Annotated in this window: 20 protein-coding genes and 1 pseudogene; 18 read left to right on the forward strand and 3 right to left on the reverse strand. The window is 40.5% G+C overall.

Going from position 1 to position 24,469, the window contains the following annotated elements:
- Positions 1 to 94: 94 nt before the first annotated feature.
- The 13 genes and pseudogenes from ABXT70_RS04270 to ABXT70_RS04330 all read left to right on the forward strand — a co-directional run bounded on the left by ABXT70_RS04270 (position 95) and on the right by ABXT70_RS04330 (position 14,167).
- Positions 95 to 1,179, forward strand: a protein-coding gene (locus ABXT70_RS04270) for an IS3 family transposase (RefSeq protein ID WP_443640095.1) whose coding sequence is annotated in 2 segments (ribosomal slippage) — positions 95 to 347 and positions 347 to 1,179 — 1,086 coding nt in all. Because the reading frame shifts where the segments join, the coding sequence is not laid out codon by codon here.
- A 40-nt stretch (positions 1,180 to 1,219) separates the two neighbouring features.
- Positions 1,220 to 2,038: pseudogene (locus ABXT70_RS04275) on the forward strand (IS3 family transposase); the annotation flags it as partial.
- Positions 2,039 to 2,332: 294 nt separating this feature from the next.
- Positions 2,333 to 4,237, forward strand: a complete 1,905-nt coding sequence (locus ABXT70_RS04280; RefSeq protein WP_443641935.1) for a hypothetical protein — start codon at positions 2,333 to 2,335, stop codon at positions 4,235 to 4,237.
- Between the two features lie 133 nt (positions 4,238 to 4,370).
- Positions 4,371 to 5,210, forward strand: a complete 840-nt coding sequence (locus tag ABXT70_RS04285) for a phytanoyl-CoA dioxygenase family protein (protein WP_443641936.1) — start codon at positions 4,371 to 4,373, stop codon at positions 5,208 to 5,210.
- 4 nt (positions 5,211 to 5,214) lie between these two features.
- Positions 5,215 to 6,159, forward strand: a complete 945-nt coding sequence (locus tag ABXT70_RS04290; protein WP_443641937.1) for an aldo/keto reductase — start codon at positions 5,215 to 5,217, stop codon at positions 6,157 to 6,159.
- 375 nt (positions 6,160 to 6,534) lie between these two features.
- Complete coding sequence (locus tag ABXT70_RS04295) at positions 6,535 to 7,527, forward strand: glycosyltransferase family 2 protein (RefSeq protein ID WP_443641938.1); 993 nt, start codon at positions 6,535 to 6,537, stop codon at positions 7,525 to 7,527.
- 32 nt (positions 7,528 to 7,559) lie between these two features.
- Positions 7,560 to 8,513, forward strand: a complete 954-nt coding sequence (locus ABXT70_RS04300) for a lysylphosphatidylglycerol synthase domain-containing protein (protein WP_443641939.1) — start codon at positions 7,560 to 7,562, stop codon at positions 8,511 to 8,513.
- Between the two features lie 7 nt (positions 8,514 to 8,520).
- Positions 8,521 to 9,573: a sulfotransferase gene (locus ABXT70_RS04305; protein ID WP_443641940.1), complete on the forward strand. Its 1,053-nt coding sequence runs from the start codon at positions 8,521 to 8,523 to the stop codon at positions 9,571 to 9,573.
- Between the two features lie 42 nt (positions 9,574 to 9,615).
- Positions 9,616 to 10,689, forward strand: coding sequence for a dTDP-glucose 4,6-dehydratase (gene rfbB, locus ABXT70_RS04310; RefSeq protein WP_443641941.1), 1,074 nt, complete (start codon positions 9,616 to 9,618; stop codon positions 10,687 to 10,689).
- A 2-nt stretch (positions 10,690 to 10,691) separates the two neighbouring features.
- Entirely contained in the window at positions 10,692 to 11,570 is an 879-nt protein-coding gene (rfbA, locus tag ABXT70_RS04315) for a glucose-1-phosphate thymidylyltransferase RfbA (protein ID WP_443641942.1), read from the forward strand.
- Positions 11,567 to 12,673 carry a DegT/DnrJ/EryC1/StrS family aminotransferase gene (locus tag ABXT70_RS04320; RefSeq protein ID WP_443641943.1) on the forward strand — a complete coding sequence of 369 codons (1,107 nt, stop codon included), beginning with the start codon at positions 11,567 to 11,569 and terminating at the stop codon, positions 12,671 to 12,673. The genes rfbA and ABXT70_RS04320 overlap by 4 nt, the downstream gene beginning before the upstream one ends.
- A complete protein-coding gene (locus ABXT70_RS04325; RefSeq protein WP_443641944.1) occupies positions 12,670 to 13,371 on the forward strand; it encodes a WbqC family protein in 702 nt (233 codons plus the stop codon). The genes ABXT70_RS04320 and ABXT70_RS04325 overlap by 4 nt, the downstream gene beginning before the upstream one ends.
- Before the next feature lie 25 nt (positions 13,372 to 13,396).
- Complete coding sequence (locus ABXT70_RS04330; RefSeq protein ID WP_443641945.1) at positions 13,397 to 14,167, forward strand: TauD/TfdA family dioxygenase; 771 nt, start codon at positions 13,397 to 13,399, stop codon at positions 14,165 to 14,167.
- Positions 14,168 to 14,641: 474 nt separating this feature from the next.
- Here ABXT70_RS04330 and ABXT70_RS04335 read toward each other — a convergent pair whose 3' ends face one another.
- The 3 genes from ABXT70_RS04335 to ABXT70_RS04345 all read right to left on the reverse strand — a co-directional run bounded on the left by ABXT70_RS04335 (position 14,642) and on the right by ABXT70_RS04345 (position 19,419).
- Positions 14,642 to 16,696: an oxidoreductase gene (locus tag ABXT70_RS04335; protein ID WP_443641946.1), complete on the reverse strand. Its 2,055-nt coding sequence runs from the start codon at positions 16,694 to 16,696 to the stop codon at positions 14,642 to 14,644.
- A gap of 114 nt (positions 16,697 to 16,810) precedes the next feature.
- Complete coding sequence (locus ABXT70_RS04340; protein WP_443641947.1) at positions 16,811 to 18,010, reverse strand: aromatic ring-hydroxylating oxygenase subunit alpha; 1,200 nt, start codon at positions 18,008 to 18,010, stop codon at positions 16,811 to 16,813.
- A gap of 26 nt (positions 18,011 to 18,036) precedes the next feature.
- Positions 18,037 to 19,419 carry an aminotransferase gene (locus ABXT70_RS04345; protein WP_443641948.1) on the reverse strand — a complete coding sequence of 461 codons (1,383 nt, stop codon included), beginning with the start codon at positions 19,417 to 19,419 and terminating at the stop codon, positions 18,037 to 18,039.
- A gap of 139 nt (positions 19,420 to 19,558) precedes the next feature.
- Here ABXT70_RS04345 and ABXT70_RS04350 point away from each other — a divergent pair, with 139 nt between their 5' ends.
- The 5 genes from ABXT70_RS04350 (at position 19,559) to ABXT70_RS04370 (ending at position 24,464) form a co-directional block, all read left to right on the forward strand.
- Complete coding sequence (locus ABXT70_RS04350) at positions 19,559 to 20,233, forward strand: TetR family transcriptional regulator C-terminal domain-containing protein (RefSeq protein WP_443641949.1); 675 nt, start codon at positions 19,559 to 19,561, stop codon at positions 20,231 to 20,233.
- A gap of 108 nt (positions 20,234 to 20,341) precedes the next feature.
- Complete coding sequence (locus tag ABXT70_RS04355; protein ID WP_443641950.1) at positions 20,342 to 21,460, forward strand: extracellular solute-binding protein; 1,119 nt, start codon at positions 20,342 to 20,344, stop codon at positions 21,458 to 21,460.
- An 84-nt stretch (positions 21,461 to 21,544) separates the two neighbouring features.
- Entirely contained in the window at positions 21,545 to 22,687 is a 1,143-nt protein-coding gene (locus tag ABXT70_RS04360; RefSeq protein WP_443641951.1) for an ABC transporter ATP-binding protein, read from the forward strand.
- Positions 22,684 to 23,643 carry an ABC transporter permease subunit gene (locus ABXT70_RS04365; protein WP_443641952.1) on the forward strand — a complete coding sequence of 320 codons (960 nt, stop codon included), beginning with the start codon at positions 22,684 to 22,686 and terminating at the stop codon, positions 23,641 to 23,643. The genes ABXT70_RS04360 and ABXT70_RS04365 overlap by 4 nt, the downstream gene beginning before the upstream one ends.
- A complete protein-coding gene (locus ABXT70_RS04370; protein ID WP_443641953.1) occupies positions 23,640 to 24,464 on the forward strand; it encodes an ABC transporter permease subunit in 825 nt (274 codons plus the stop codon). Before ABXT70_RS04365 ends, ABXT70_RS04370 begins: the two co-directional genes overlap by 4 nt.
- Positions 24,465 to 24,469 lie beyond the last annotated feature (5 nt).

Here is a 24,469-nt window from a genome sequence, read left to right on the forward strand (position 1 = left end):
TAAAGCAGAACCATTCAGTTAAAAGGTAATCCCCCCGAAAAATAACTGAGGCCAAAAGTAGAATTTTCTCGTAAACTTTACGAAGGAGATCTACATGAAGAAATCACGATATTCGGACAGCCAAATACTGGCTATCATCAAGCAAGCTGAAAGCGGTGTGCCTATCCCAGAGCTATGCCGTGAACATGGCATGAGCAATGCGTCATTTTATAAATGGCGAGCTAAATACGGTGGCATGGACGCATCGCTCATGGGTCGAATGAAAGAACTAGAAGACGAAAATCGCCGCCTCAAAAAAATGTATGCCGAAGAACGTTTGAAGTCTGAAATTATTCAGGAGGCGATGGCAAAAAAGTGGTAAAGCCATCTCAGCGCAAAGAGATGGCTCAGGCAGCAGTTAGTAATAAGGCGATAAGCGTACGCTTGGCCTGCCAAATCTTTGTCGTAAGCGAAACGTGCTATCGATATCAGCCGAAGCTCAGCGGTGAGAATGCGGTGATTGCAGACCTTCTCGTTCGGCTGACGCATAATCAGCGTAACTGGGGCTTTGGTTTATGTTATTTATACTTGCGTAACGTTAAGGGTTTTCAATGGAACCATAAGCGCGTGTACCGTATCTACCGTGAACTTGAGCTCAACTTACGTATAAAACCTAAAAAGCGATTAGTGAGGCAAAAGCCTGAGCCTCTGTCTGTTCCTGAGGCGATCAACGATTGCTGGTCGATGGATTTCATGCATGATCAACTATCGGACAGCAGAAGCTATCGTCTATTTAATGTCATCGATGACTTCAACAGAGAGGGGTTGGCCATTGAGGTGGATTTTTCACTACCTGCTAGCCGAGTTATAAGAGCACTAGATCAGGTGATTGAATGGCGTGGAAAGCCTAATCGAATTCGTTGTGACAATGGACCCGAATACATCAGCAATCTGCTGGGTGACTGGGCCAAGAGCAACGGCATAGAACTGGCATTTATACAGCCAGGTAACCCTCAGCAAAATGCATACGTTGAGCGCTACAATCGGACTGTGAGGTATGATTGGTTAAACCATTACCTGTTTGAAAGTATTGATGAGGTTCAAAGGCATGCAACAAATTGGCTTTGGACCTACAATAACGAACGCCCTAATATGGCGTTAAACGGCATTACACCAATGATGAAGTTGGCAGCTGCCTAAATCTCTACTTTTAACTTCGGTTGTTAATGGGGGGATTACCAAGCCATCTCAGCGCAAAGAGATGGCTCAGGCAGCAGTTAGTAATAAGGCGATAAGCGTACGCTTGGCCTGCCAAATCTTTGTCGTAAGCGAAACGTGCTATCGATATCAGCCGAAGCTCAGCGGTGAGAATGCGGTGATTGCAGACCTTCTCGTTCGGCTGACGCATAATCAGCGTAACTGGGGCTTTGGTTTATGTTATTTATACTTGCGTAACGTTAAGGGTTTTCAATGGAACCATAAGCGCGTGTACCGTATCTACCGTGAACTTGAGCTCAACTTACGTATAAAACCTAAAAAGCGATTAGTGAGGCAAAAGCCTGAGCCTCTGTCTGTTCCTGAGGCGATCAACGATTGCTGGTCGATGGATTTCATGCATGATCAACTATCGGACAGCAGAAGCTATCGTCTATTTAATGTCATCGATGACTTCAACAGAGAGGGGTTGGCCATTGAGGTGGATTTTTCACTACCTGCTAGCCGAGTTATAAGAGCACTAGGTCAGGTGATTGAATGGCGTGGAAAGCCTAATCGAATTCGTTGTGACAATGGACCCGAATACATCAGCAATCTGCTGGGTGACTGGGCCAAGAGCAACGGCATAGAATTGGCATTTATACAGCCAGGTAACCCTCAGCAAAATGCATACGTTGAGCGCTACAATCGGACTGTGAGGTATGATTGGTTAAACCATTACCTGTTTGAAAGTATTGATGAGGTTCAAAGGCATGCAACAAATTGGCTTTGGACCTACAATAACGAACGCCCTAATATGGCGTTAAACGGCATTACACCAATGATGAAGTTGGCAGCTGCCTAAACCTCTACTTTTAACTTCGGTTGTTAATGGGGGAATTACCAAAACAGGTAAAATGTTTTCTTCTTGATAGCCTTTTAGAAGGTAAAAAACGTGCAAACTAATTGCCTTAAATGTAAGATCTTAAGGGTGAATAAGTGTATTAAAAGGAAGCTATATCCATGATGAAATTGGCCAATACCTAATGCGTTACTTTCACTTATGATTATTGTATAGAGGATTAACTGCTAAGGGTTACCTTCAAATAAATCGTAAAAAATCTCTTTTAAATCTTTCTTTAAATCCAAAAGGTATCAAGTGTTTTCTTTAAATAAATATTCTATATTTTTATGCTTAATAGGTTTCTTTTTAACAGCATATTTAATAATGCTGCCTCATATTGATACAATTGATATGCAGATTGAAAAAGGGGTGGACATTATATATACCCCAAGCCATGTAAATGGGGAAGCCACTCAGTTTGATAATCATGTGAAACTCTTGCCTTCAGCGCAACTATCAAGATTTGGAAGTATTACTGGAAAATTGGGCAACATTGAATACGGCCAATCCCTGTATCCAAATGTATTGCAAGAAATAATAGTTGCGTTTATGTACGCGCCTATAATTGCTATTAGTGACGATATGGATACTCCTTATTATGCACTCCCATTTTTTGTTGGGCTTATTTACTTAACGAGTTTTTATCTGATTAGAATGTTTGGTGCTGATTTAGTAACTGCGCTTATGTTTCCAATAATTATGATCTTTGGTTACCATTTTTTTCTTTTTGATTTATTTTTTATACCTAACGGCTTACTGCACCCAGAGGACATATTTACTGCCAGTTCACGGATAGATCCTTGGGTTGAAAGTCAGGAATATGAATTGAATTCATTCTATCGAATTCATACTCTAGGTGCTTCCTATATATTTTTTCTGGGATATATTTACTTTTTTTATAAGAGTCTTATTGACTCGGCATCAGCTAAAAAATATATGTTACCGATGGCAATCATTTTGGCATTGCAGTTTTACACATATGTGTTTTATGCAATGGCAGCGGGAATAAGTTTTCTTCTTGCTGTGTTATGGATGTTTATCATAGCTAGAAATAAAACTGACTCTGGAAATACTAGTCAACATGTAAAGTACATTTTCTATTCAGGATTAATTGCCTTTTTTTTAGCGCTACCATCACTCATGCATATCATATCTTTAACCACTAATATTGAAAATTCAGACTGGTTAATGCGTATTGGGGCAAATAAAGCTGTTGATACTGTTTTTTGGGCTAATAATCTCATGTATGGATTGTTAGTTTTTTTTGTTATTTTGAGCCAAAATAAACAAACTAGAATTACGTCAATATCATTACTTTTGACGGTTCTTCTTGTTGAAAATTCGTCAGTATTGATTGGGCTCGATATTCAACCTGGCCATATCTCTATGCGGGCTGTTATGCCCTCTATAATTCTGTTTGCTGGGTGCACGTTATATTTCCAGTCGTTAAAAATATCGAATATGCTTTCAAAATATAGTACGTTTCCTTTATTTTTGTATGCCTATAGAGTTTTAGTCACTTTTATTGCGTATTATTTTGCTGTTATTGCTTATAATTATAGTCAAAGCTATGCGGAAAACACTTATAAGCATCAGGGCATTTCTGCCAGTCAGGATGCTTTGCACCATTGGTTAAAAAAACGACCTAATTCAAATGTGGCAACCTTATTGCCATCGATAGGTGTTCCAATCATTTTTAAAAGCCCCTCCTATTTGTATCTAACTTTTTCAGGCCACCTCCATCAGTCAGTAACTAACCTAGATATTGATAAACGACTGGTTAATGTTTTATGGTTGTTTGGAGCAGATCATGATCAAATTAAAGATTATTTTAATCAAGAGCAGGGAAAGAGTTTTGAAAAACGTTACCACTATTATTATTGGCAGAGACGGTTTGGTTATCCTCTAGCGGTTACTGGATTTTCAAACCATTTAAATTTTTTAAGTGATATGATCAAAAACTATGACGTCAATGGAAATGGTGCTCTATGCCAAAGCTCTTTTGATTATCTTGTTGTAGATAAATTAAATCCTCGACAAAAAGTGTTTTCTGGAGTTAAGTTGTCATACTTAACTGAAGTAGCAAGCTTTGATGAGTTAGTGGTTTATAAGCTGAATGTTGAGGATTTAGGCTGCCTTCTGACGCAAAATAGTGAATAAAGCTTGGGTTTTATTTTTGTGTCTTGGGCCTCCGCAATTTCACTATTATGTTGATTTATAGCAAAGCAGCATTTTATTAGATGTGGGTAATGATAGTAGTAATATTAAGATTACCAGAAGGTAGAAAGAAACAATGAAACATTCCTTTAAGGTAGATAACGAAAAGTTATTAGTTGAACTCGATGAAGATGAAAAATTTGAATTTGGTAATAAAGAAATCCTTACACAACGTTTTGGGGATCTAACCGAAACGAAATATTGGTTTGATAAAGGATTTTCTATTACCAAATCATCTAGATTTTATGACGCAGAAAAATTATATTCTGCGACGCAAAAAGCAATTAAGAATATTATCTACAATCTTGACCCAGGTTTGAATTTGAGTGAGTTTTCCTTGGAAAATTATCACACATTTGTAAGTGAAGAGCTCCACTCTTCGGTGTTAAAAAAAACCAGGCGATTGTTCCCTGAAAATTTAGATCTAGATGTACACAAAATATTAGAAGAATTCAGTAATTATTTTGGTACTAATCTTACATTCTTGAACCCAATTACAGGTAAACAGCAGTGGATGATAGCGCGAATAAATCGTGCTGGGAGTCTCGACTATAATACAGCTCACAAAGACGTTTACGAAGTATTTGATAAGTATAATGACATTCCCAGAATGGTAAATGTTTGGATTCCTTTAAGTGGTGTAAACAAGTTAAATAGTCTACCAATTGTGCCTAAAAGTCACTTGCTTTCTGAGCACTTAATCAAGAGAACTTTAGCTGGATCGACAATGAATGGAGTACCATATTCAGTTGCTTCAATTAAGAATTGGGACGGAAGTGCAACCCTATCAAGGGTGGAGCTTAACAAAGATGATGTGCTCATATTTTCTTCGCATCTAATACATGGTTTAGCTGTCAATAAAAGTGAAGACATTACCCGTATATCCTTCGAATTTAGGCTTTATGAAAAGTCCTAGCAGTATGAATGAGCTATTAAATAAAGTTGGTATTGGTTGCTGGCAGATTGGGGGAGACCATCAAATTAATGGCTTAAAAAATGGTTGGGAGCCGCTCTCTTTAAGTGATCGAATCAAGTTGGTTGAACGAGAAATTGAATTAGGTTTTACATTTTTTGATACTGCAGTTGGTTACGGCGATGGTGTAAGTGAAGAAATTTTAGGTACTGGGATTCGAAACTCTGGTAAAAGAGATAAGATAAGAGTATGTACAAAGATTAGTAGCACACAATTACTTTGCCATACTGGACATGACTGGTATTCATTTGAAAAAGTACTAGCAGGAAGTTTAAAGAGACTGGGTGTCGACAAGATTGATATTCTGCTGTTCCATAGTCCGTCACAAGGATTAATTACGGATGACGTCAGGGAACTTTTTATCAAAGCTAAGAACAATAGCTTGATAAATGAGTTTGGTCTGAGCGCACGGAGTTTTGATGATTTAGAGTTGGCGACTGATAAGAAATTTGGGACAGTTTTTCAATGGAATTTCTCTTTGCTTGAGTCAAGAGTAAATGACCTTTTCTCAAAACAAGTGCTCAACGAAGGACAATTTTTTATTGGTAGATCCTTGTTATATCGGGGCTTGCTTACTGAAAAATTCGTCAAGCTCGGTCCAAAATTTACATTTAATGACGCGCGATCACAGATACCTGATAATTTGTTATCTTGGGTGCATATTAATGCTTTAAAAATTCAGACCTTATCTTCATCAGTTGGATTGACCATAAGCGAATTTGCGCTTCTGTATGGGATAATGAATCCATATAGTCATATGAGTTTAGTTGGGGTCAGGAATTTTGAAAATCTATGCTCACTTGAAAAATTATTGTCTTTTAAACTTTCTGATCTTCAGGTTGCTTATCGTCTCGCATCAAAATTTGTATGTTCTGATGTTGATATTTGTTAAACGAAATAAAAGATATGAATTTAGGTTCATTGTTTTAAAATGCGATCTAGGTGAAATGGTTCGGAGTAATATCTGAGTCGTGGGATACTCAAGAGAAGCATATCAGTGACTCTCGTTAGTTACTGAAAGAGTGTATTGATAAAGCGAATTTCCGTCGCAAAAAGCTGATAAAAAAGAGCATAGAAGACTTGGCAAGTTAGAAGTCATAGCATTAAGTTTTACGTTGTTAAGTAATCTCTAAAGCTATAAGCATTTGATATGAAGGATAAGTTATAGTTTATAGTTAAGTAGGTTTAAATAAAAATTTACTACTGTAAACTAATTTAATATGAACCTTTACACTGTAAAAGTCCTGTTTTTAGGAAGTGAGCTAGCGTGAAAATTTTTTCTATTGTAATTCCTGTTTTTCAAAATGAAGAAAATGTACATAATACTGTTACAGAACTATTGGCACTTCAGGAAAAAATTGAGGGCTATTCGCTTCAACTGATTTTTGTAGATGATGGTTCTACAGATCGATCCTATGAGTTACTAAATGAATATTACCTTGAGAATTCTTCGATTATTAAGCTCGTTAAATTAACTAAGAACTTTGGGCAAGGTCAGTCGATTAGGACGGGGATAAGGGTGGCAGATGGTGATTGTATAGGCGTTATATCAGCTGATTTGCAGGATCCTCCAGAATTATTTTTAGATATGCTGAAACATTGGGAATCTGGCGTAAAGCTTGTGATTGGCGAACGCAATAATCGTGAAGAAGGCTTTACTCATCGAATATTTTCAAATGCGTATTGGCGATTTGTCAATAAATACGCAGTAGAAGGGTTTCCAATTGGTGGTTTTGATTTCTGTTTGCTAGACCGTCAAATCAAAACGTCATTAGATGCTATTAATGAACGAAATACTTCCATTTTCCCTTTAATTTTTTGGTTGGGATATGGTCACACTATAATTCACTACCAGCGCCGACTCCGAAAAGCTGGAAAATCTCAATGGACTTTAACTAAAAAAATACAATTAACGATCGATACAATAATAGGGTTTACTCATTTACCCGTTCGCTTTATTTCTGCTATCGGACTTGGTTTATCAGGTTTGTCATTTTTTTATACTACTTATTTGACTTTTAAATGGCTAGTTTATGGCACCACTGTTGAAGGCTGGACGTCTCTAGCTGTTTTAATTGGTGGGATTGGTGGTCTCACGCTTTTTTCTTTAAGTATCATCGCAGAGTATCTTTGGAGAATTTTAGATGAAGAGCGAAAAAGGCCCTTAGTGATAGTAGATTCGATTAAGGCGGATAAGATGGGTGAGTTGGGTAAGATGGATAAGTTGGATAAGTTGGATAAATTGGATAGCGATGCCTAAGTTATATGTTCCCATGCTAAAAGAGACAGCGAATGCTTAAAGGGTTGGTGGTGTTATCTTGGCTGACAATTATTTATATAGTTGTCGTTTTTTTTAATAATGTAAATTTAGTTGTGCTAAAAAAAACTTTGAATGATGTTGCCTTGTATAAAGATTGGTATTGGTTTGTCGGTTTGGTTCTTTTATCTATGGTTTTGAGAGGTTTGAGGTGGATTTTATTTTTCAATAGTATTCTCATGGTGAGGAAAAGTGAGTTATTTCTGCATCATGGGTGGTTTTTTATTTTATCGATGATGAGCCTTGTTAGATCTGGAGAAGCTAACAGGGTCTTATGGTTAAAGGATAAAGGTATGACTCCATCCCTTTCAATAAGTTATATTTTGATAGAAAAGTTATCAGATGCATTCATTCTTTCGATATTTCTTATTATTGGTTTTGTATTAGTTTCTAATATTAATTTAGTCTTCTCTGTTTTAGTTGGTTTTACTTTTATCACAGCATATATTGCGGTGAGTTTATATGGCCGGCAGGCTCATCAAACTCTAGAAGGTTTAATGTCTACCGTTAAAAGCACATCTATTCAGAAGGCCCTATATTTCCTTGGAAAAATTGCATTGATTATGACTATGCTCCAGAGCAAACGCTTCAATCTTTCTCTTTTGATGTTCACTGTATTTATATGGTTTTGTGTCGTTTGTAGCTTTCATTTATTTATTACAGCTCAGTATTCTCACGTTCCTTTTTACGCATCAACTCTGATTGTTGCAATGGTAAATTTGACTGGTGTGTTAAATCTTACTCCAGCTAATATCGGCCCTTTTGAGACGAGTGTTGTATTAGTTCTTATGTTTTATGGTGTTGACGAATTAGAAGCATCTATTTTTGCGGTCACTTTGCATTTTTTGGTTATGGGTGTAACTATTGGTTATGGAATAATCTGCAAAGGACTTATAATGGCTAGCTCTATATTTAACAGGCAGGTATGATAAAAGCATGCAACCATTAGCTTTCATTGTGGGGGCTCCTCGCTCTGGCACATACTTACTTTTATCTAGATTAAGCAAGAAGTATAATATTGCATTACCTGTGGAGACACATTTTATCCCACTATTTCGTCGGTACATATCGCTATGGGGGGATCTGTCAATTCGACGGAATCGTGAACAGTTGCTGTACTGTGTTTATGAATTTCTAAAAATATGGACGCCAAGATCTGAGCGAGGCCGAGACCTTCATAGAATTTTTGAAAATAGTCTTCTAATAACTGAAGGTAGTTCAAATAATATACTCGATGCATCGTATGACTTCCCTAGTTTGGTTCAGGAAATATATAAAGTTTTTGCGAAAAAGAGAAATCGTATAGCTTTTGGTGATAAAAGTGCTTTTTATCAACATATAGACTTAAACACGATAACTTCTTCGGTTAAAATGGCGAAAGTTGTGCATATTATTCGTGATGGTAGAGACGTAAGTATATCTTGGAGGAACATTTTTACAGGTCCAGAAAGTCTTGTTGAAAGTGCTATTCAATGGTCTAATCACGTAGAAGGAAAGAGCCATTGGGGTAAGCTTAATCCTCATATCTATTTTGAAATTAAATATGAAGATCTTATAGTAAATGAGGATGCAACTCTTAAGTCAGTTGCAAATTTTTTAGAATTAGATGAATTAGCCTGCCAAGATCAGAGTAATGATTTTGAAGCAATGCTCGCGGTAGGTGACATGCATGCAAAAATAGCTGGGCCGACATTAAAAGATAACAAAGAAAAATGGCGTGGTCAAATGTCCAAAAATAGTTGCCTTATTTTTGAATATTATGCGGGTAGGACATTAAAAGAATTGGGTTATTCAGTCAATTTTGAGCACTTTGAATATTTTGATATTATAAAATGCAAGTTATTTTTTTTAGGTAATAAAATTAGGAGGATGTGTTCTTTTAGGTATTGGCGATTGGTAGCTAAAAACCATCTACCATTTATTATTTGGATATTTTATTTGTTTGGACTGTCTGTGTCAGAAATAGTGAACCGTAATAAATTTAAGTAGATCGGTTGTTAAAGAAAAACTGATCAAAATAAGGAGCGGTATTTGAAGATATTAATCACGGGTGGTGCAGGATTTATTGGCTCCGCAGTTATCAGACACATTATCGCCAATACCACCCATTCTGTCGTTAATGTTGATAAACTGACCTATGCGGCTAACCTAACCTCTCTTAAGGAAGTCGACAAAAATACAAGGTACTGTTTTTACCGAGTTGACATTTGTGATCACGAACAGATTAATTGTATCTTCTCAACTGAACAGCCGGATTCGGTTATGCATTTAGCTGCAGAAAGCCATGTTGATCGCTCTATTGAAAGTCCTGAAGTATTCATTAATTCTAATATTTTTGGGACTTATGTTTTGTTGGAGGCTGCTCGTAAATACTGGTTGCAGCTAGATGATAAAAGAAAATATACTTTTCGTTTTCACCACATATCGACTGATGAGGTCTTTGGTGATCTAGAATTTAGCCATTCATTTTTTAATGAGAATACGGCGTATGCTCCAAGTTCACCTTATGCTGCTAGTAAAGCGAGCTCTGATCATTTGGTTAGATCTTGGTTTCGTACATTCGGCTTACCTATAGTGATAACCAACTGCTCGAATAATTATGGCCCATGTCAGTTCCCTGAAAAGTTAATTCCATTAACCATATTAAACGCGTTGAAAGGAAAGCTCTTGCCAGTTTACGGATCTGGAAATCAAGTAAGGGATTGGCTCTTTGTCGAAGACCATGCAAAAGCTCTTTGTAATGTATTGGTAAACGGCGTTAAAGGCGAAACTTATGCTGTAGGTGGTAATAACGATAAGAAAAATATAGAAGTTGTCTATGCTATTTGTGATCTTCTCGAGGAACTTTTTCCACAAGGCCCATACTCACTGGCTAGTGGTGGCTCAGGTTTTAGCACACTTGTTACATTTGTTGAAGATAGGCCTGGGCATGATATTCGTTATGCAATTGATTCTAGTAAAATCATTCAAAATTTAGGATGGATGGCAGAAGAGTCATTTGAGTCTGGTATTAGAAAAACTGTTATATGGTATTTAGAGAATATGGATTGGGTTAGGGAAGTTGAAGTTGATCTAGAGTCCCGATCACAAATGGGTATTAAATAGTTATGAAAGGTATTATTTTAGCTGGTGGAAATGGCACCCGCCTATATCCTATCACTCTTGGCGTTTCTAAACAGTTATTGCCAGTCTATGACAAACCTATGATTTATTACCCTTTATCAGTGTTATTTTTAGCAGGAATTAGAGAGATCCTCATCATCGTTACGGCTGAAGATTTATCCGCTTTTAAACGAATCCTAGGAGATGGAAGTCAATTCGGCGTTGACATTAGCTTCACTGTGCAGTCTAAACCTGAAGGTTTGGCGCAGGCATTCATTCTTGCTGAAGATTTTATTGGTGGCGAAGATGTTTGTATGATCCTAGGCGACAATATTTACTATGGGCATGGCTTTACGACGAAGCTAGTGAATGCAGTAAATAGGGTGTCCAAAGGAGGAGCGACTGTCTTTGGGTATCAAGTTAAGGACCCTGAGCGTTATGGTATTGTGACATTTGATAGTTCTATGAAGGCGTTGTCTATCGAAGAAAAGCCTAAGCTTCCAACCTCGAATATTGCTGTTACAGGCATATATTTTTATGACAATAAAGTAGTTGAAATAGCTAAGCAAGTAAAACCCTCAAGTCGTGGTGAACTTGAAATAACGTGTATCAATAATGCTTATTTAGCTGATAATCGGTTACATGTCGAGCTGCTTGGTCTTGGGTTTGCATGGTTGGATACAGGCACTCATGAAAGTTTATTGGAAGCATCTCAATTTGTAGCGACTGTGCAGAATCGTCAGGGTTATAAAGTGGCCTGCTTAGAGGAAATAGCTTTTAACAATGGCTGGTTAGATTTTAGGACTCTAGAAAAAGCGACTAAAACTTACCAGAAAAATGGATATGGAGAATATCTATTAGCTATTTGTGAGAAACTAAAATGAAAGAATATATCTATGTTTCTAAGCCGGCTATGCCGCCACTTGAAGAGTTTCTTCCTTACCTTGAAAGTATTTGGGAAAGTCAAATTCTTTCAAATGGTGGGGTTTTTAACGATCGTTTAGAAAAAGATTTATGCAGTTACTTAGGTGTTGAACATATAAGTTTATTTTCTAGTGGAACCACAGCTCTTATCGCGGCCATAAATTCGTTTGACCTTGACGGGGAAGTTATCACAACACCTTTTTCTTTTGTGGCGACCAGTCATGCTATCAAGTGGAATAACTTAGACCCTGTGTTTGTTGATATAAATAAAGATACATTAAACATTTCCCCAGAAAAAATTGAGCAGGCAATAACAGATAAAACTACAGCTATACTCGCGGTTCACTGCTATGGCAACCCCTGTGATGTAGAGGCTATAAGTCATATTGCGCAAAAGTATAAGCTAAAGGTTATATATGATGCAGCACATGCGTTTGGTGTTGAGGATCTTTCTGGTAGTGTTCTGAAATACGGTGATGCTTCAGTACTGAGCTTCCATGCTACTAAAGTGTTTAGTACAATTGAAGGTGGTGCTGTTGTTTGTAAAAGTTTAGAAGAGAAGCAGGGGTTAGACCGATTTAAGAACTTTGGTTTTTCGAGTCACTCTACTGTTGATGTTTTAGGTTTGAATGGAAAAATGAGTGAAGTAAATGCTGCATTTGGCATTTTACAACTGAAATATTTAGATGAATATATTTTAAAAAGGAAAAATATTTTTGATTTTTACATGAAAGAACTCTCCTCTATTGAGAGTCTTGAGTTTATTCAATATAAATCTGGAACAAATTTTAATTACTCGTACTTCCCTATTCTTATTGGAGAAAATTTCCCTCTTAATTGTGAAGATTTACTCGTATATTTACAGCAGAGAAATGTAATGTGCAGACGCTATTTTCATCCTCTGATATCTGATTTTGATGTTTATAAAACCGTATTGGTTAGCAAGCCTAATTTTGTAAATGCACAAAAAGCTGCGGAGGAAATTTTATGCTTGCCAATATACCCTGATCTGACAAAAAACAATGTTGCTAGGATTGTTGAGATGATTAGGGGTTTGCTTTGACTAAGTTGGCAGTTATGCAGCCATATTGGTTTCCGTATATTGGATATTTCCAACTTCTTTATTCAATTGATAAGTTCGTTTTTCTTGATGACGTTAATTTTATGAAGAAAGGCTGGATAAATAGAAATAGATTCATTTGTTCAGGACAAGAAAAGCTGATTACCATACCTTTAGTGAAGTCATCCCAGAACAAAAAAATAAACGATATTGCCGTCGTATTTGAGGATCAATGGAAGCGCGATATTATTAAATTAATTAGTCATTCATACTCAAAATCTCCCTATTTTAATGAAGTTATGAACCTTGTAATAAACTCAATCGATTCTAAAAGCTCAAGTATTTCAGATTTTTCTGCAATTTCAATTGTGGCTGTTATGGACTATTTAGGCGGTTTTGATGTTGAAATTAGCTATAGTAGTGAGCAAGGAAGTATAGCTTTTAACGGTCAAAATAGAATAATATCTATGTGTGAAAAAAGTGGTTGCAGTACTTACATCAACCTTATGGGTGGCATGCATTTGTATAATAAGCAGGAGTTTTTGAAGAGGAACATAAGTCTGTTGTTTCTTCACCCTAAAATACAAGAATATCCACAACACACTAGGACATTTATACCTGGTTTGTCTATTATTGATGTTCTGATGATGAATTCACCTCAGCAAGTTAGAGCTATGCTTAATAATTATGATATTGCGTAAGTAACACATTTTATAAGGGGGGCAAGTGAAAGAGTTATATTTTGAAAACATAGCTGGTAATAAGCAGGTTATAAAAGATGCAATAATTGATTTAGAATCTAGTGAAGAAGTATTGATGATTCGGTCTGGGCTTAATATTTTAGATCTGGCTGGCTGGCATGATTTTTTGAATTCACATCCCCGGTTATGTGAGGATAGGCGCCACTTTAATTTTGAGAATAGCTTGTCTTTGGCGGATTGGTGGGAGATTTCTTACCAACCTGCATTAGCAAGCAGCTATGCTTATAGTAAAACGCGTCAGCCGATGCATTGTGATAACGCATGGTTTGATGATGGGGCAGAAATCAATTTTTTTGCAATGAAGCGACAGGCTGCTTCAGGTGGCGAACAATCTATTTACCCTTTATCTCGTTTGCTTGAGGACCTTTCTAATTTGGAACCTAGCCTTCTGAATGATTTATTAACAGTACCAGTAAAAATAAAAAAAGGCGATGGTGAATATCAGCATCTCACAACGATACTCAAAGATGGAGACCTTATTAAATGTTATTGGCAGTTTTATAGAACGGAGAAAAAAGACCTATTAGTAGCTAAGATGTGTGAATATTTTTTCCGTTTTTTGCAAGCTCAAGAAGCAACATCCTCTGTTTACAGGGTAAGTTGTAATACTGGTGATTGCATGGCCTTTAATGATTCTTTGGTTCTCCATGGCAGAGAAGCGTTTGAGGCTAATGAACCTTTTGATCGCGTTTTATTTCAATCAATGTGGAAAATTAAGGACGACGATCTTAAATAAGTTGAATTGAGATCAGAACAATAATTTTATATTAGAGGGGGCTCGTTAATTAATAACCGTAAAAGCTTAGCAATCGATGTTGATATTGCACTTGATGGTTAGGTTAATCTGCTTTCACAACCTATTTATTAGTCTTTTCTGAAGCACTAATAGAGGTCGGGATATCTAACGATGTCACTTGCATGGCTATGAGTAACTGATTTTGAAAGGCCCCTGTTGCCTCCTCCAAATCAGACATGATAGTGCCTTTAAAGAGTCTTTAGCGTATGCCATTTGCTAACCATTTTATGAGTTGTACATCTTTCTGACCCACCGTGTTGTTAATTCTTCGATTGTATTCACGTGCACTTTTCATTTTTGGTCAGACATCTACAGACAGATGTACCCTTGCATTTAAGGCCCACCATATTTTTTTTAAGCCCAATTTAGGGGGCTTTTCTTTAAATTTGTAAACGGGCTGTATGGTGGCGTTTCCTATGGTGTCACGATCTTAAGTTCAGTTACCTTGCGCTCACGGCGGTTATCGTCGGGTTGGCTGGGTGTTGCTCCCAGCTCGCGCGCCGCTTGGTGGCCTGCGTAGACAGCATGAGCGATTAAACCAGGTGCCGCACAGTCACCAATGCGTTGCAAGGTTTTGAAGCGCTCGGCGAAGGGCTGTAACGCATGCCATAGTGAATCATTGGCAATGCGCGACGTTACGGGCACGAGGTATTCGGCTTCAATGGTACTCACTGAGCCTGTGAAAACACATTCCAATTGCGCTGTAGCATCTTGCCAAGACAGTAAGCCACGGTTACAGACGATGTCGATACCCGCGTCGATAAGTTGCCGCATGACCGCCGGTTGGTCATCGGTGTAGGAATGCCAGCCGCCAACTAAGGAGGCAGGTGTGATCAGGGTCACTGCAATGGCGCATTGGCGTAATTTAAGTGCCAATAAGTTGCCCATGCAGTAATGATCGTCATCATAGACTATGGCCCTACCATCGGGTATTTCACCGCACATAATGTCTTCTACTGAGACCACTGTGTGGTCTTGGAAGCCGTCAAATGGGGACGCACTATGACGGCCCACACCATCAGTTCGCCAATGCGCACCCGTGGCTACGAAGACGTGCGTTGGGCTTAGTTCGAGTATGGCCTCTGCGTCAAGCAGACTGCTCGGGTATATATCCACGTTATCCATCTTTGCCAACTGCCCAAGGCGCCAGTCTCGTACTCGTGCTACCTCAGACATGCCTGGCAAGCTCGATTCTTGGTTTATCCTGCCACCTAGCTCGCGTTCGGCTTCAGCAAGGATGACGGCGTATCCGCGTTGACCAAGTGCGCAGGCAGCTTCTAGTCCTGCTGGGCCGCTGCCGATGACCAGAACCGATTCATCTGCGTGTTTCTTGGCAATGCGCTCAGGGTGCCATCCTCGACGCCATTCTTCGCCCATGGTCGGATTTTGGGTGCAACGAATCGGCGCATTAAGGGAATCGTGGGCGTAACAGACGTTGCAGCCAATACATTCTCTAATGTCGTCGGGGCGTCCATGTTTGATCTTATTAGGCAGGAAGGGGTCGGCAATGGATGGGCGTGCGGCACCAATAAAGTCTTGTGTGCCGCTAGTGATCTGCTTAAGCATGGTATCTGGAGAAGTGAACCTGCCGACACTAACCACAGGCTTGCTGGTGAGCGACTTTATTTTTGCGACAGCTAACTGATTGGAGGCTTCTTGAACAAATCGAGCGGTGCCCATTTCCAATGCGTAATCGGTGACGGTGATATCCCATAGGTCGGGTAATTCGGCAATTTGTGAGAACATGCCCACCAAATCATCTGGGTCTTGATGGGGTACTGCTGGGATAGAATAGCGCACTGCCACTGCACATCGGCCACTCACTACCTCTAGGGTATCTTCGATAATCTCTCTAATTAAGCGTACTCGGTTCGCTGGGCTACCGCCGTATTCGTCGTCGCGTCGATTCCACTCGGCCGACAAAAAATTGTTGAGCAGATAACCATGGTTGGTGTACACATAAACAATATCAAAACCTGCTTCAATGGCTCGTTGGGCAGCGGCTCTGTGCCATTTTCGCAGCTCGGCAATATCGTCTTTGGTCATAGCTTGGGTTTGCAGAGGCATCCCCACTAGGGCGTCATTGGGACGGCTTGATGCCGAAATTGCCTGCCGACGAGTGTACAAATTAGCACTACTTTGCCCACCGTGCCAGAGTTCTATGCCCGCTAGGGAGCCGTGGGCATGGACCGCATCTGTCATCAAACGTAAATTCTTGATATCGCCTTTATCCCATATAGAGGCGTGGGGGAACGGCATATCATCGGAACTAGGGTGGATAGAACAATACTCGGTACAAACCACGCCCCAGCCACCCTCGGCTTTGATGCCGCGCATCGAAGCCATCATCTGTGGGCGCATGTATCCCATGCCGCAACAGTGGGGCACTTGGTAAAATCGGTTCGGCGCCGTTACTGGGCCAATTTTAAGTGGCTCGAACAGAATATCGTATTTGGGGTCACGGCTCATGACAGTGTTTCCTTTGGTATCCCTATCCTGGGTGAACTAATGTTGCGTTACCACAACAAAGGGGCGCTTGCCAAAGTTCCTTTAGTTCGAGGGGCTGAACATTGGATGGTGAGGTTAATCTGCTTCCACCATCTGTTGATTGGTCTGTGCTAGGGTGCCCGCAGAGGGCGGAACATCTAACGATGTCACTGGAAGGCTTCTGCGTAACTGATTGTGAAAGGCGCCGGTTCCCACCTCTAAATCAGACATTATCGCACCATTAAAGGCACTTGAGCGCATACCTTCTGCGGACCATTTTACGAGTTGTACATCTTCCTGACCCACAGTTATGTTAATCTTTCGATTGTATTCACGTGCACTTTTCATCTCGGGTCGCTCATCTACAAGCGCATAACTGCGCCCAGCCATGGCACTTTTTTGAAAGCTGATGGGGTAAGAGTGATAAATTTCAATCTGATCTGGAAACAGCGTGATAACGAAGCCTGGGAAAGTGGACCAGTAAATCCATTGCCGTTGATGTGAAGGGGGTAGATAACTCTCTTTGGGCAGTGTATTCACATAACCTTGATTGAGTTGAGATTTATGTTTGCCTGCATCAATATCACCATATGAACGACTCACTTGATCATTCAACACTTGATCTAAATAACTTCTGCCCACTAAGTCGTAGTAATCTTTATGTCCCATGGGTACATGATACCCTTCACTATCAATATCGACGATCGACTTCCAATCACAGTTAAATTCCATGGTCCAAGGCTCATTAATTGGCTGCATGTCTTCAATTTTGTAGAGTGAAATTTCTGCTTCGGCGTCTTTAAAAGTTTCTGCAACACTGGGGCCACTGCCAAAAAATCGGATAAAGATGATACCGTGCCATAGTTCGCATTCGATGGGTTTCAACCCCAAAGTAGACTTGTCGATAGCAGGAAATGTTTCGGCCCGAGGAATATTCTTTAAGCGTCCATCAAGATGATAAGACCAGCCATGAAAAGGGCACACTAACGCATTTCTGCAATGCCCTTTATCGTCGGGAACAACTCTTGATGCACGATGGTTACACACGTTGTGAAAAGCGCGAATAGCACCATCTTCGCCACGAATAATGATCGCACGTTCATTGGCCATCTCCATACATTGGTAATCTCCAGCTTCAGCAAGCTCTGAGATATGGCCAGCCCACAACCAGGTTTTCAAGAAAATACTATTGATTTCTAAATCAGTTAGTTCAGCATTATTATATGTCCATGCAGGCAAGCCTTGGCGGCTATTTTTCGCTTGTGCAAACACAGTTTCTGGACTCATAAAATTCATTGTTACAGCTCCGAAAATACACACACTTAAACGCTTTTAAAGGTCCCGTCAGCGATGCAATCCTGCATGGCTAACTCTACGCCTTTGTAGAGAATATCAACTAAATCATCGACCTGTGCTTTGGTAATAATCAGTGGTGGCGATAAGACACACATATTGGCGAGTGGTCGAACGATTAAGCCCATGGCTTGGCAATGTTGATCAATGCGCTCACCAATTTCATAGTCCATTTCTAGGTCGTCTGCCCCCTTAGTGAGTTCGCACTCAACACACGCCATTAGGCCCAGCCCACGGACATCTCGAACAATGGGTATATCGTAAAGTGATTTAATTCTTTCCTGAAAGTAAGTACCTACTTCGCGGGCATTTTCACAAAGTTTTTCACGCTTTATTATTTCAAGGTTTTTTAATCCAGCTGCAGCGGCAACCGGATGCCCTGAATAAGTAAATCCATTTGAAAATATAGCGCTTTCAAGGTCTGGGTTATTGAATTCATTGAGTAATCTATCTGAAATCAAAAAAGCTCCCATGGGGATGTAAGCTGAAGTCAAACCTTTGGCCGTGGTGATAATATCAGGCACAATATCAAACACAGCCTCGGAGGCAAAAATATGTCCAAGTCTGCCAAAGGAAGTGACGACCTCATCGGATATATAAAGCACGTCGTATTGATGGCATACTTCAAGGCAACGCTTGTGATAGCCTTTTGGTGGAACAATGACGCCACCAGACGCAAGGATGGGTTCAGCAACAAAAACCGCAACCTTGTCTTGTCCCAGTTCAATAATTTTATTTTCTAGGTCGGCAACACATTGATCGAGAAAAGCTGCATCAGTCATCTGCTCTGGTTTAAACAACGGGTGTGGTGCAGGTATGTGGTGCACAAGGTCAGTCGCAAAATCCAGATAGTTTTTATCTCGTTCCTTGCCTGACACACTTGCAGACAGATAAGTACTGCCGTGATAGCCCTTTAATCGAGAAATGATTTTTTTCTTTTCAGGTTTGCCTCGATAATTATTATAAAACTGTACAAAGCGCAAAGCAGAATCAACGGCTGTTGATCCACAAGTGGTAAGGAATACGTGGTTAAGATCACCTGGTGCTTCAGCCGCAAGAGCTTCGCTAAATTGCGCGGCTGGACTGGTGGTCATCGACCATGGAGAGGTGAAGGGTAACTGCATGACCTGATCATAAATTGCCTGCGCCATTTCCTCACGGCCATGTCCAATATTGACGCACCACATGCCGGAGGGGCCATCTATTAAGCGGTTGCCCTGACTATCATAAATATAAATTCCATCTCCCTTTTCAACCACGGTACGTTGATTGTTGCCCAGGTTTTGGAAGTTGTCCCAAGGGTGGATAAATCGGTTGTCCTGCTTTTGAACATGGGAGGTAGGGTTGCTCATAGATCTCCAAAAGCCAGTTTAGCTCGTATTGGTGCAGATTATTATAATTCACTGAGTAAGTGCTCAGTCAATTTATACTGGACAAAACTTTTTTTGTCAATAATAATGATGGTTATATACCGATCAATAAGGAGCGTCAATGGACGTTGCTGAAGTTCAAAAAAGCCCTCAGTCACACCGAAGTAGAGCGGTTCAATCACTACTTCGAAAGCAACAATTAATTGGCTCTACCATTCTATGTATTGATCAGTTCGGCTTATCACAAACTACCATAGCCAAAATAGCTCAGCATGCAGGCGTGTCGCAGGGGGTGGTTATATTTCACTTCCAAACTAAGGATCTGTTACTTGAACAGGTCTTGCGGTTTTTGTCCAAGGAATACACTGACAACTGGAAATCTGCGATTGCTTTGGCTGGAGAGGCCCCTATTGATCAATTGTGCTCAATAGTGATGTCTGCGTTCAGCCCGAAGGTGTGTAATCGCAAGAATGTGGGAGTGTGGTATGCATTTTGGGGTGCATCACAATCCAGGCCGACGTATCAGGAAGTTTGTGGGCAAACGGATAGTGAGTTTTCATCTACACTGCTCAGTTTGTGCACCCAGTTATGTACGGGTGTAAAAACGTCTGTGTCAGCCGAAGTAGCTGCGATGGGCGTTGAGGGGATGCTCGATGGTCTTTGGCAAAGTTGCCTTATTGAAGAAAGTAAATTCAGCCCAAAGGAGGCTAATAAAACAGTGTTTGATTTAATGGCACTTATGTTTCCGTTGGAGAAAAGCACGATAGAGGAGTATAAAGGGTCATTATTGACATAAAAAAATAATAAGTTGTTTTAATTAATCATTAGACTTGTTACCATGACCATTATTCTGAACAAAGTGTTCAAAATTATGGACATATAAAACATGTAAATTGGAGAGAACATGAAATATAAAAATAATAAGTTCGTTAAACATTTAACGACTGGAACAATAGCCTTTACCCTGGCGTTTGGTGCATCTACTGGCTATGCCGCAGGTGTGTTAAATGTGACTAACTGGGCAGAGTATATTGCTGAAGACACCGTCGCTAATTTTGAAAAAGAATTTGACGTTAAAGTTACCTATGATAACTATGACTCGGAAGAATCCATTCAGTCAAAATTGCTCGCTGGCAGCTCTGGTTACGACGTGGTGAGTCACTCAAGTAGTGCGGTTGCAAGGTTACTTCCCGCCAATATTCTGCAGAAGCTTGATAAATCCAAACTACCTAATCTAAAACATATAATGGACAGCCTCCAAAATCAATTGGATCAAAATATTGATCCGGGTAACCATTATTTCACTCCTTATATGTGGGGCACACACGGCGTTACATACAATAAGGCATTGGTGCTAGAAACCTACCCAGACGCTCCCATTGGATCAATGGATATGGTTTTTGATCCGGTACATATGGAAAAACTGGGAAAGTGTGGAGTAGCCTTTTTAGACTCGCCCACAGACATCCTGCCCATGGCGTTGGCACATATGGGGCTAGATCCCTATTCAGCGAATAAGGCGGACTATGACGCAGCGGAAGAAATGTTGTCTGCCATTCGACCTTACGTTAAAACCTTCGATAATTACGCCTACAATCAAATGCCGCTGAAAGAGTTTTGTATTGCGGTGACCTGGGGACCAGATGGTTTATTAGCCATGTCAGGTGCCGAAGAAGCAAACACTGGCGTAGAGCTTGAGTTTTTCGTACCACCAGGAAACGGTAAGGCGATGTTGTGGATTGATGGTCTTGTGATTCCCTCAGACGCGAAGAATGTTGAAAATGCACACCTGTTCATCAACTATATGATGCGTCCTGAAGTGGCCGCTGCTAATAGTAATTACACATGGTATGCCAGCGGTAATAAAAGTGCATTTGACTTGATTGATCCAGCAGTTACAGGTAGCCCAGCTGCATACCCTACTGCCGAATCGGTTGCGAAAATGTACACATATAAAGCTATTCCAAGAAAAATACAGAAAGCACGTACTCGTGCTTGGACAAAGTTTAAATCAGGCCAATAATGTCTCAGGCCATACAGTTATTGTTCTTTAGAACGGTAACTGTATGGCCTTTGACCTATTAATTTATGCCATTGGATTTTCACGATGTCACAGCAAACCAATTATTCTGATAGACCCTGGCTCGATGCTGACGCTGAGCCATTTATCAAAATTCGAAGTCTTAGTAAAAAATTCGGTGAATTTACTGCAGTTGATAATATCGATCTCGATATTTACAAAGGCGAACTGTTCTCCCTATTAGGCGGATCTGGTTGTGGGAAAACAACTTTACTGCGTATGCTGGCTGGATTTGAGACCCCATCAAGTGGCACTATTTATATCGACGGTGTTGATATGACTGAAGTGCCTCCATATGCTCGCCCTATCAACATGATGTTTCAATCTTACGCGCTATTCCCGCACATGACGGTTGAACAGAATGTCGCCTATGGGCTCAAGCGCGATAAAATCCCAAAAGACGAAATCAAACGGCGTGTTGATGAAATTCTCAGCATGGTTGAACTGTCAGACTTTATTAAGCGTAAACCCCATCAACTATCGGGTGGGCAGCGGCAGCGTGTCGCCCTAGCCCGTGCTCTGGTTAAACAACCTAAAGTTCTTCTGCTTGATGAACCCCTAGGTGCATTGGATAAGCGCTTAAGGGAGCAGACGCAATTCGAATTAATAAACATTCAAGATCAACTCGGGGTAACCTTTGTTGTTGTCACCCATGATCAGGAAGAGGCAATGACCTTGTCGACCCGCATGGCGATGATGGACGCAGGCAAGTTTCAGCAAATTGGTACCCCCACAGAAGTTTATGAATACCCTGATTCGCGACTGGTAGCCAATTTTATCGGTTCTGCGAATATGTTCGAGGGGCGGGTTAGTCAAAGTGGCGCTGATCATATTGTTGTTGCCAGTAAAGAGCTGGAAGTAGAACTTTATACCGATCACGCTATGTCGATCATTGAGGGAACTAAAGTTTGGGTGGCAGTGCGCCCGGAAAAAATCACGCTATCTAAAACATCTTTGGATGCGACAACGAACCAGCTCAAAGGAGTGGTTGTTGATATTGGCTACCATGGCAAAACATCCACCTATCGAATACGTATTAGTAATGATCAAATTATTGAAGTGAGCGTGCCTAGTCAAAAGCGACCTAAGGGTGATCGACACTCGATAGACTGGGACGAAGAAATTTATCTGAACTGGGACCAATCTAGCGCCGTGGTGCTGATGAAATGAGCGTTGTGAATAATACTGATCATTCATTGGGACAGTTCGGGATCAGAATGCTATCACGCTTGGTCGACATGTTGCAGTCGCACTGGAAGGTTCTTGTTGTTGGTATACCTTTTATCTGGCTACTGTTGTTTTTTTTGGCACCATTTATTATCGTTATTAAGGTCAGCCTTGCTGAGTCATTGATTGCAAGCCCCCCATACTCCCCGTTGTATGAAAGAGCCGAAGACGGTGTGCTCAGCATTAGAGTAATTTTTGAAAACTATAGCTATCTTTGGGAAGATGATCTTTACATCAAAAGCTATATCAATTCGGTAAAAATAGCGTCTGTATCAACCGTGCTTTGCCTACTTATTGGCTATCCGATGGCCTATAGCATTGCCCGTTCCAACCCAACCACCAAAAATATATTGTTAATGTTGGTCATTTTACCATTTTGGACGTCATTTCTTTTGCGAGTCTATGCATGGATGGGTTTGCTAGCAGATCAAGGGACAATTAACAGCCTCTTGATTTGGCTGGGTGTTATCGATGAACCGATTCGGATGCTCTATACAGAACTGGCTGTTTACATTGGCATTGTGTATTCCTACCTACCATTTATGATCTTGCCTTTGTATGCGAATATGGAGAAGCTTGATGCTTCCCTCGATGAGGCTGCAGCAGATTTGGGTGCTAAACCTACCATTGCATTTCTCACGGTAACTCTGCCGCTAACCGCTCCCGGCATTATTGCCGGATCGTTGTTAGTGTTTATTCCAGCTACTGGTGAATTTGTGATTCCTGATCTATTAGGCGGTGGCAACGTGTTGATGATCGGTAGAATTCTGTCAGATGAATTTAACGCCAATAGTGATTGGCCTTTAGCCTCTGCTGTTGCCATTGTGTTACTCATCGTTTTGGTGCTGCCGATGATGCTATATCAACGCATTCAGGCGCGAGAAAGGGGGGATTTATGAAGCAGAGGCGATCAACTTTCGTCCTGTCGATGCTGTGCTTTGGCCTAGCGTTTCTCTACGTACCCATGATTTTACTAATTATTTATTCGTTTAACTATTCTAAGCTTGTGCCTGTATGGGGTGGTTTTTCAACGCGTTGGTATACCGTATTATTTGAAAGTGAAGAGATGTGGGCCGCGTTAGGTTTGAGCTTACGCATCGCCTTGGTTAATGCGACGTTTGCGATGATACTGGGAACGCTTGCAGGCATTGCCCTGGTGCGTTTTGGACGGTTTCGAGGGCGTACACTCTTTACAGGCTTGATCACTGCACCGTTGGTCATGCCTGAAGTAATTACCGGCTTGTCATTGTTACTCCTCTTTATTGCTTTAAGTCATGCTTTTGGCTGGCCACAGCGGGGTTTTACCACCATCACTATTGCTCACATAACGTTTTCGATGGCCTATGTTGCGATCATTATTCAGTCGCGCCTCTCTGGCATGGGTACTGATTTGGAAGATGCCGCTCAGGATCTGGGTGCTCGGCCGTTAAGAGTGATGTTTGACATTACTCTGCCATTATTGGCCCCCGGTATGATTGCAGGTTGGCTGTTGGCATTTACTCTTTCGATTGATGACTTAATTATAGCCAGTTTTGTATCTGGGCCAGGGTCGAATACTCTGCCTATGCTCATTTACTCGCGGGTAAAAGTAGGCTTGCGTCCAGACATTAATGCACTGGCGACGATTATGATTGTGATGGTCACGATTGGCGTATTGCTAGCATGTTGGTTAATGATCCGCCAGAAGCACCTGCTAGAACGTGATGCGAACACAAAGTAGAGCAT

Source organism: Candidatus Njordibacter sp. Uisw_039, from assembly GCF_047730075.1.
Lineage (GTDB): Bacteria > Pseudomonadota > Gammaproteobacteria > Pseudomonadales > Balneatricaceae > Njordibacter.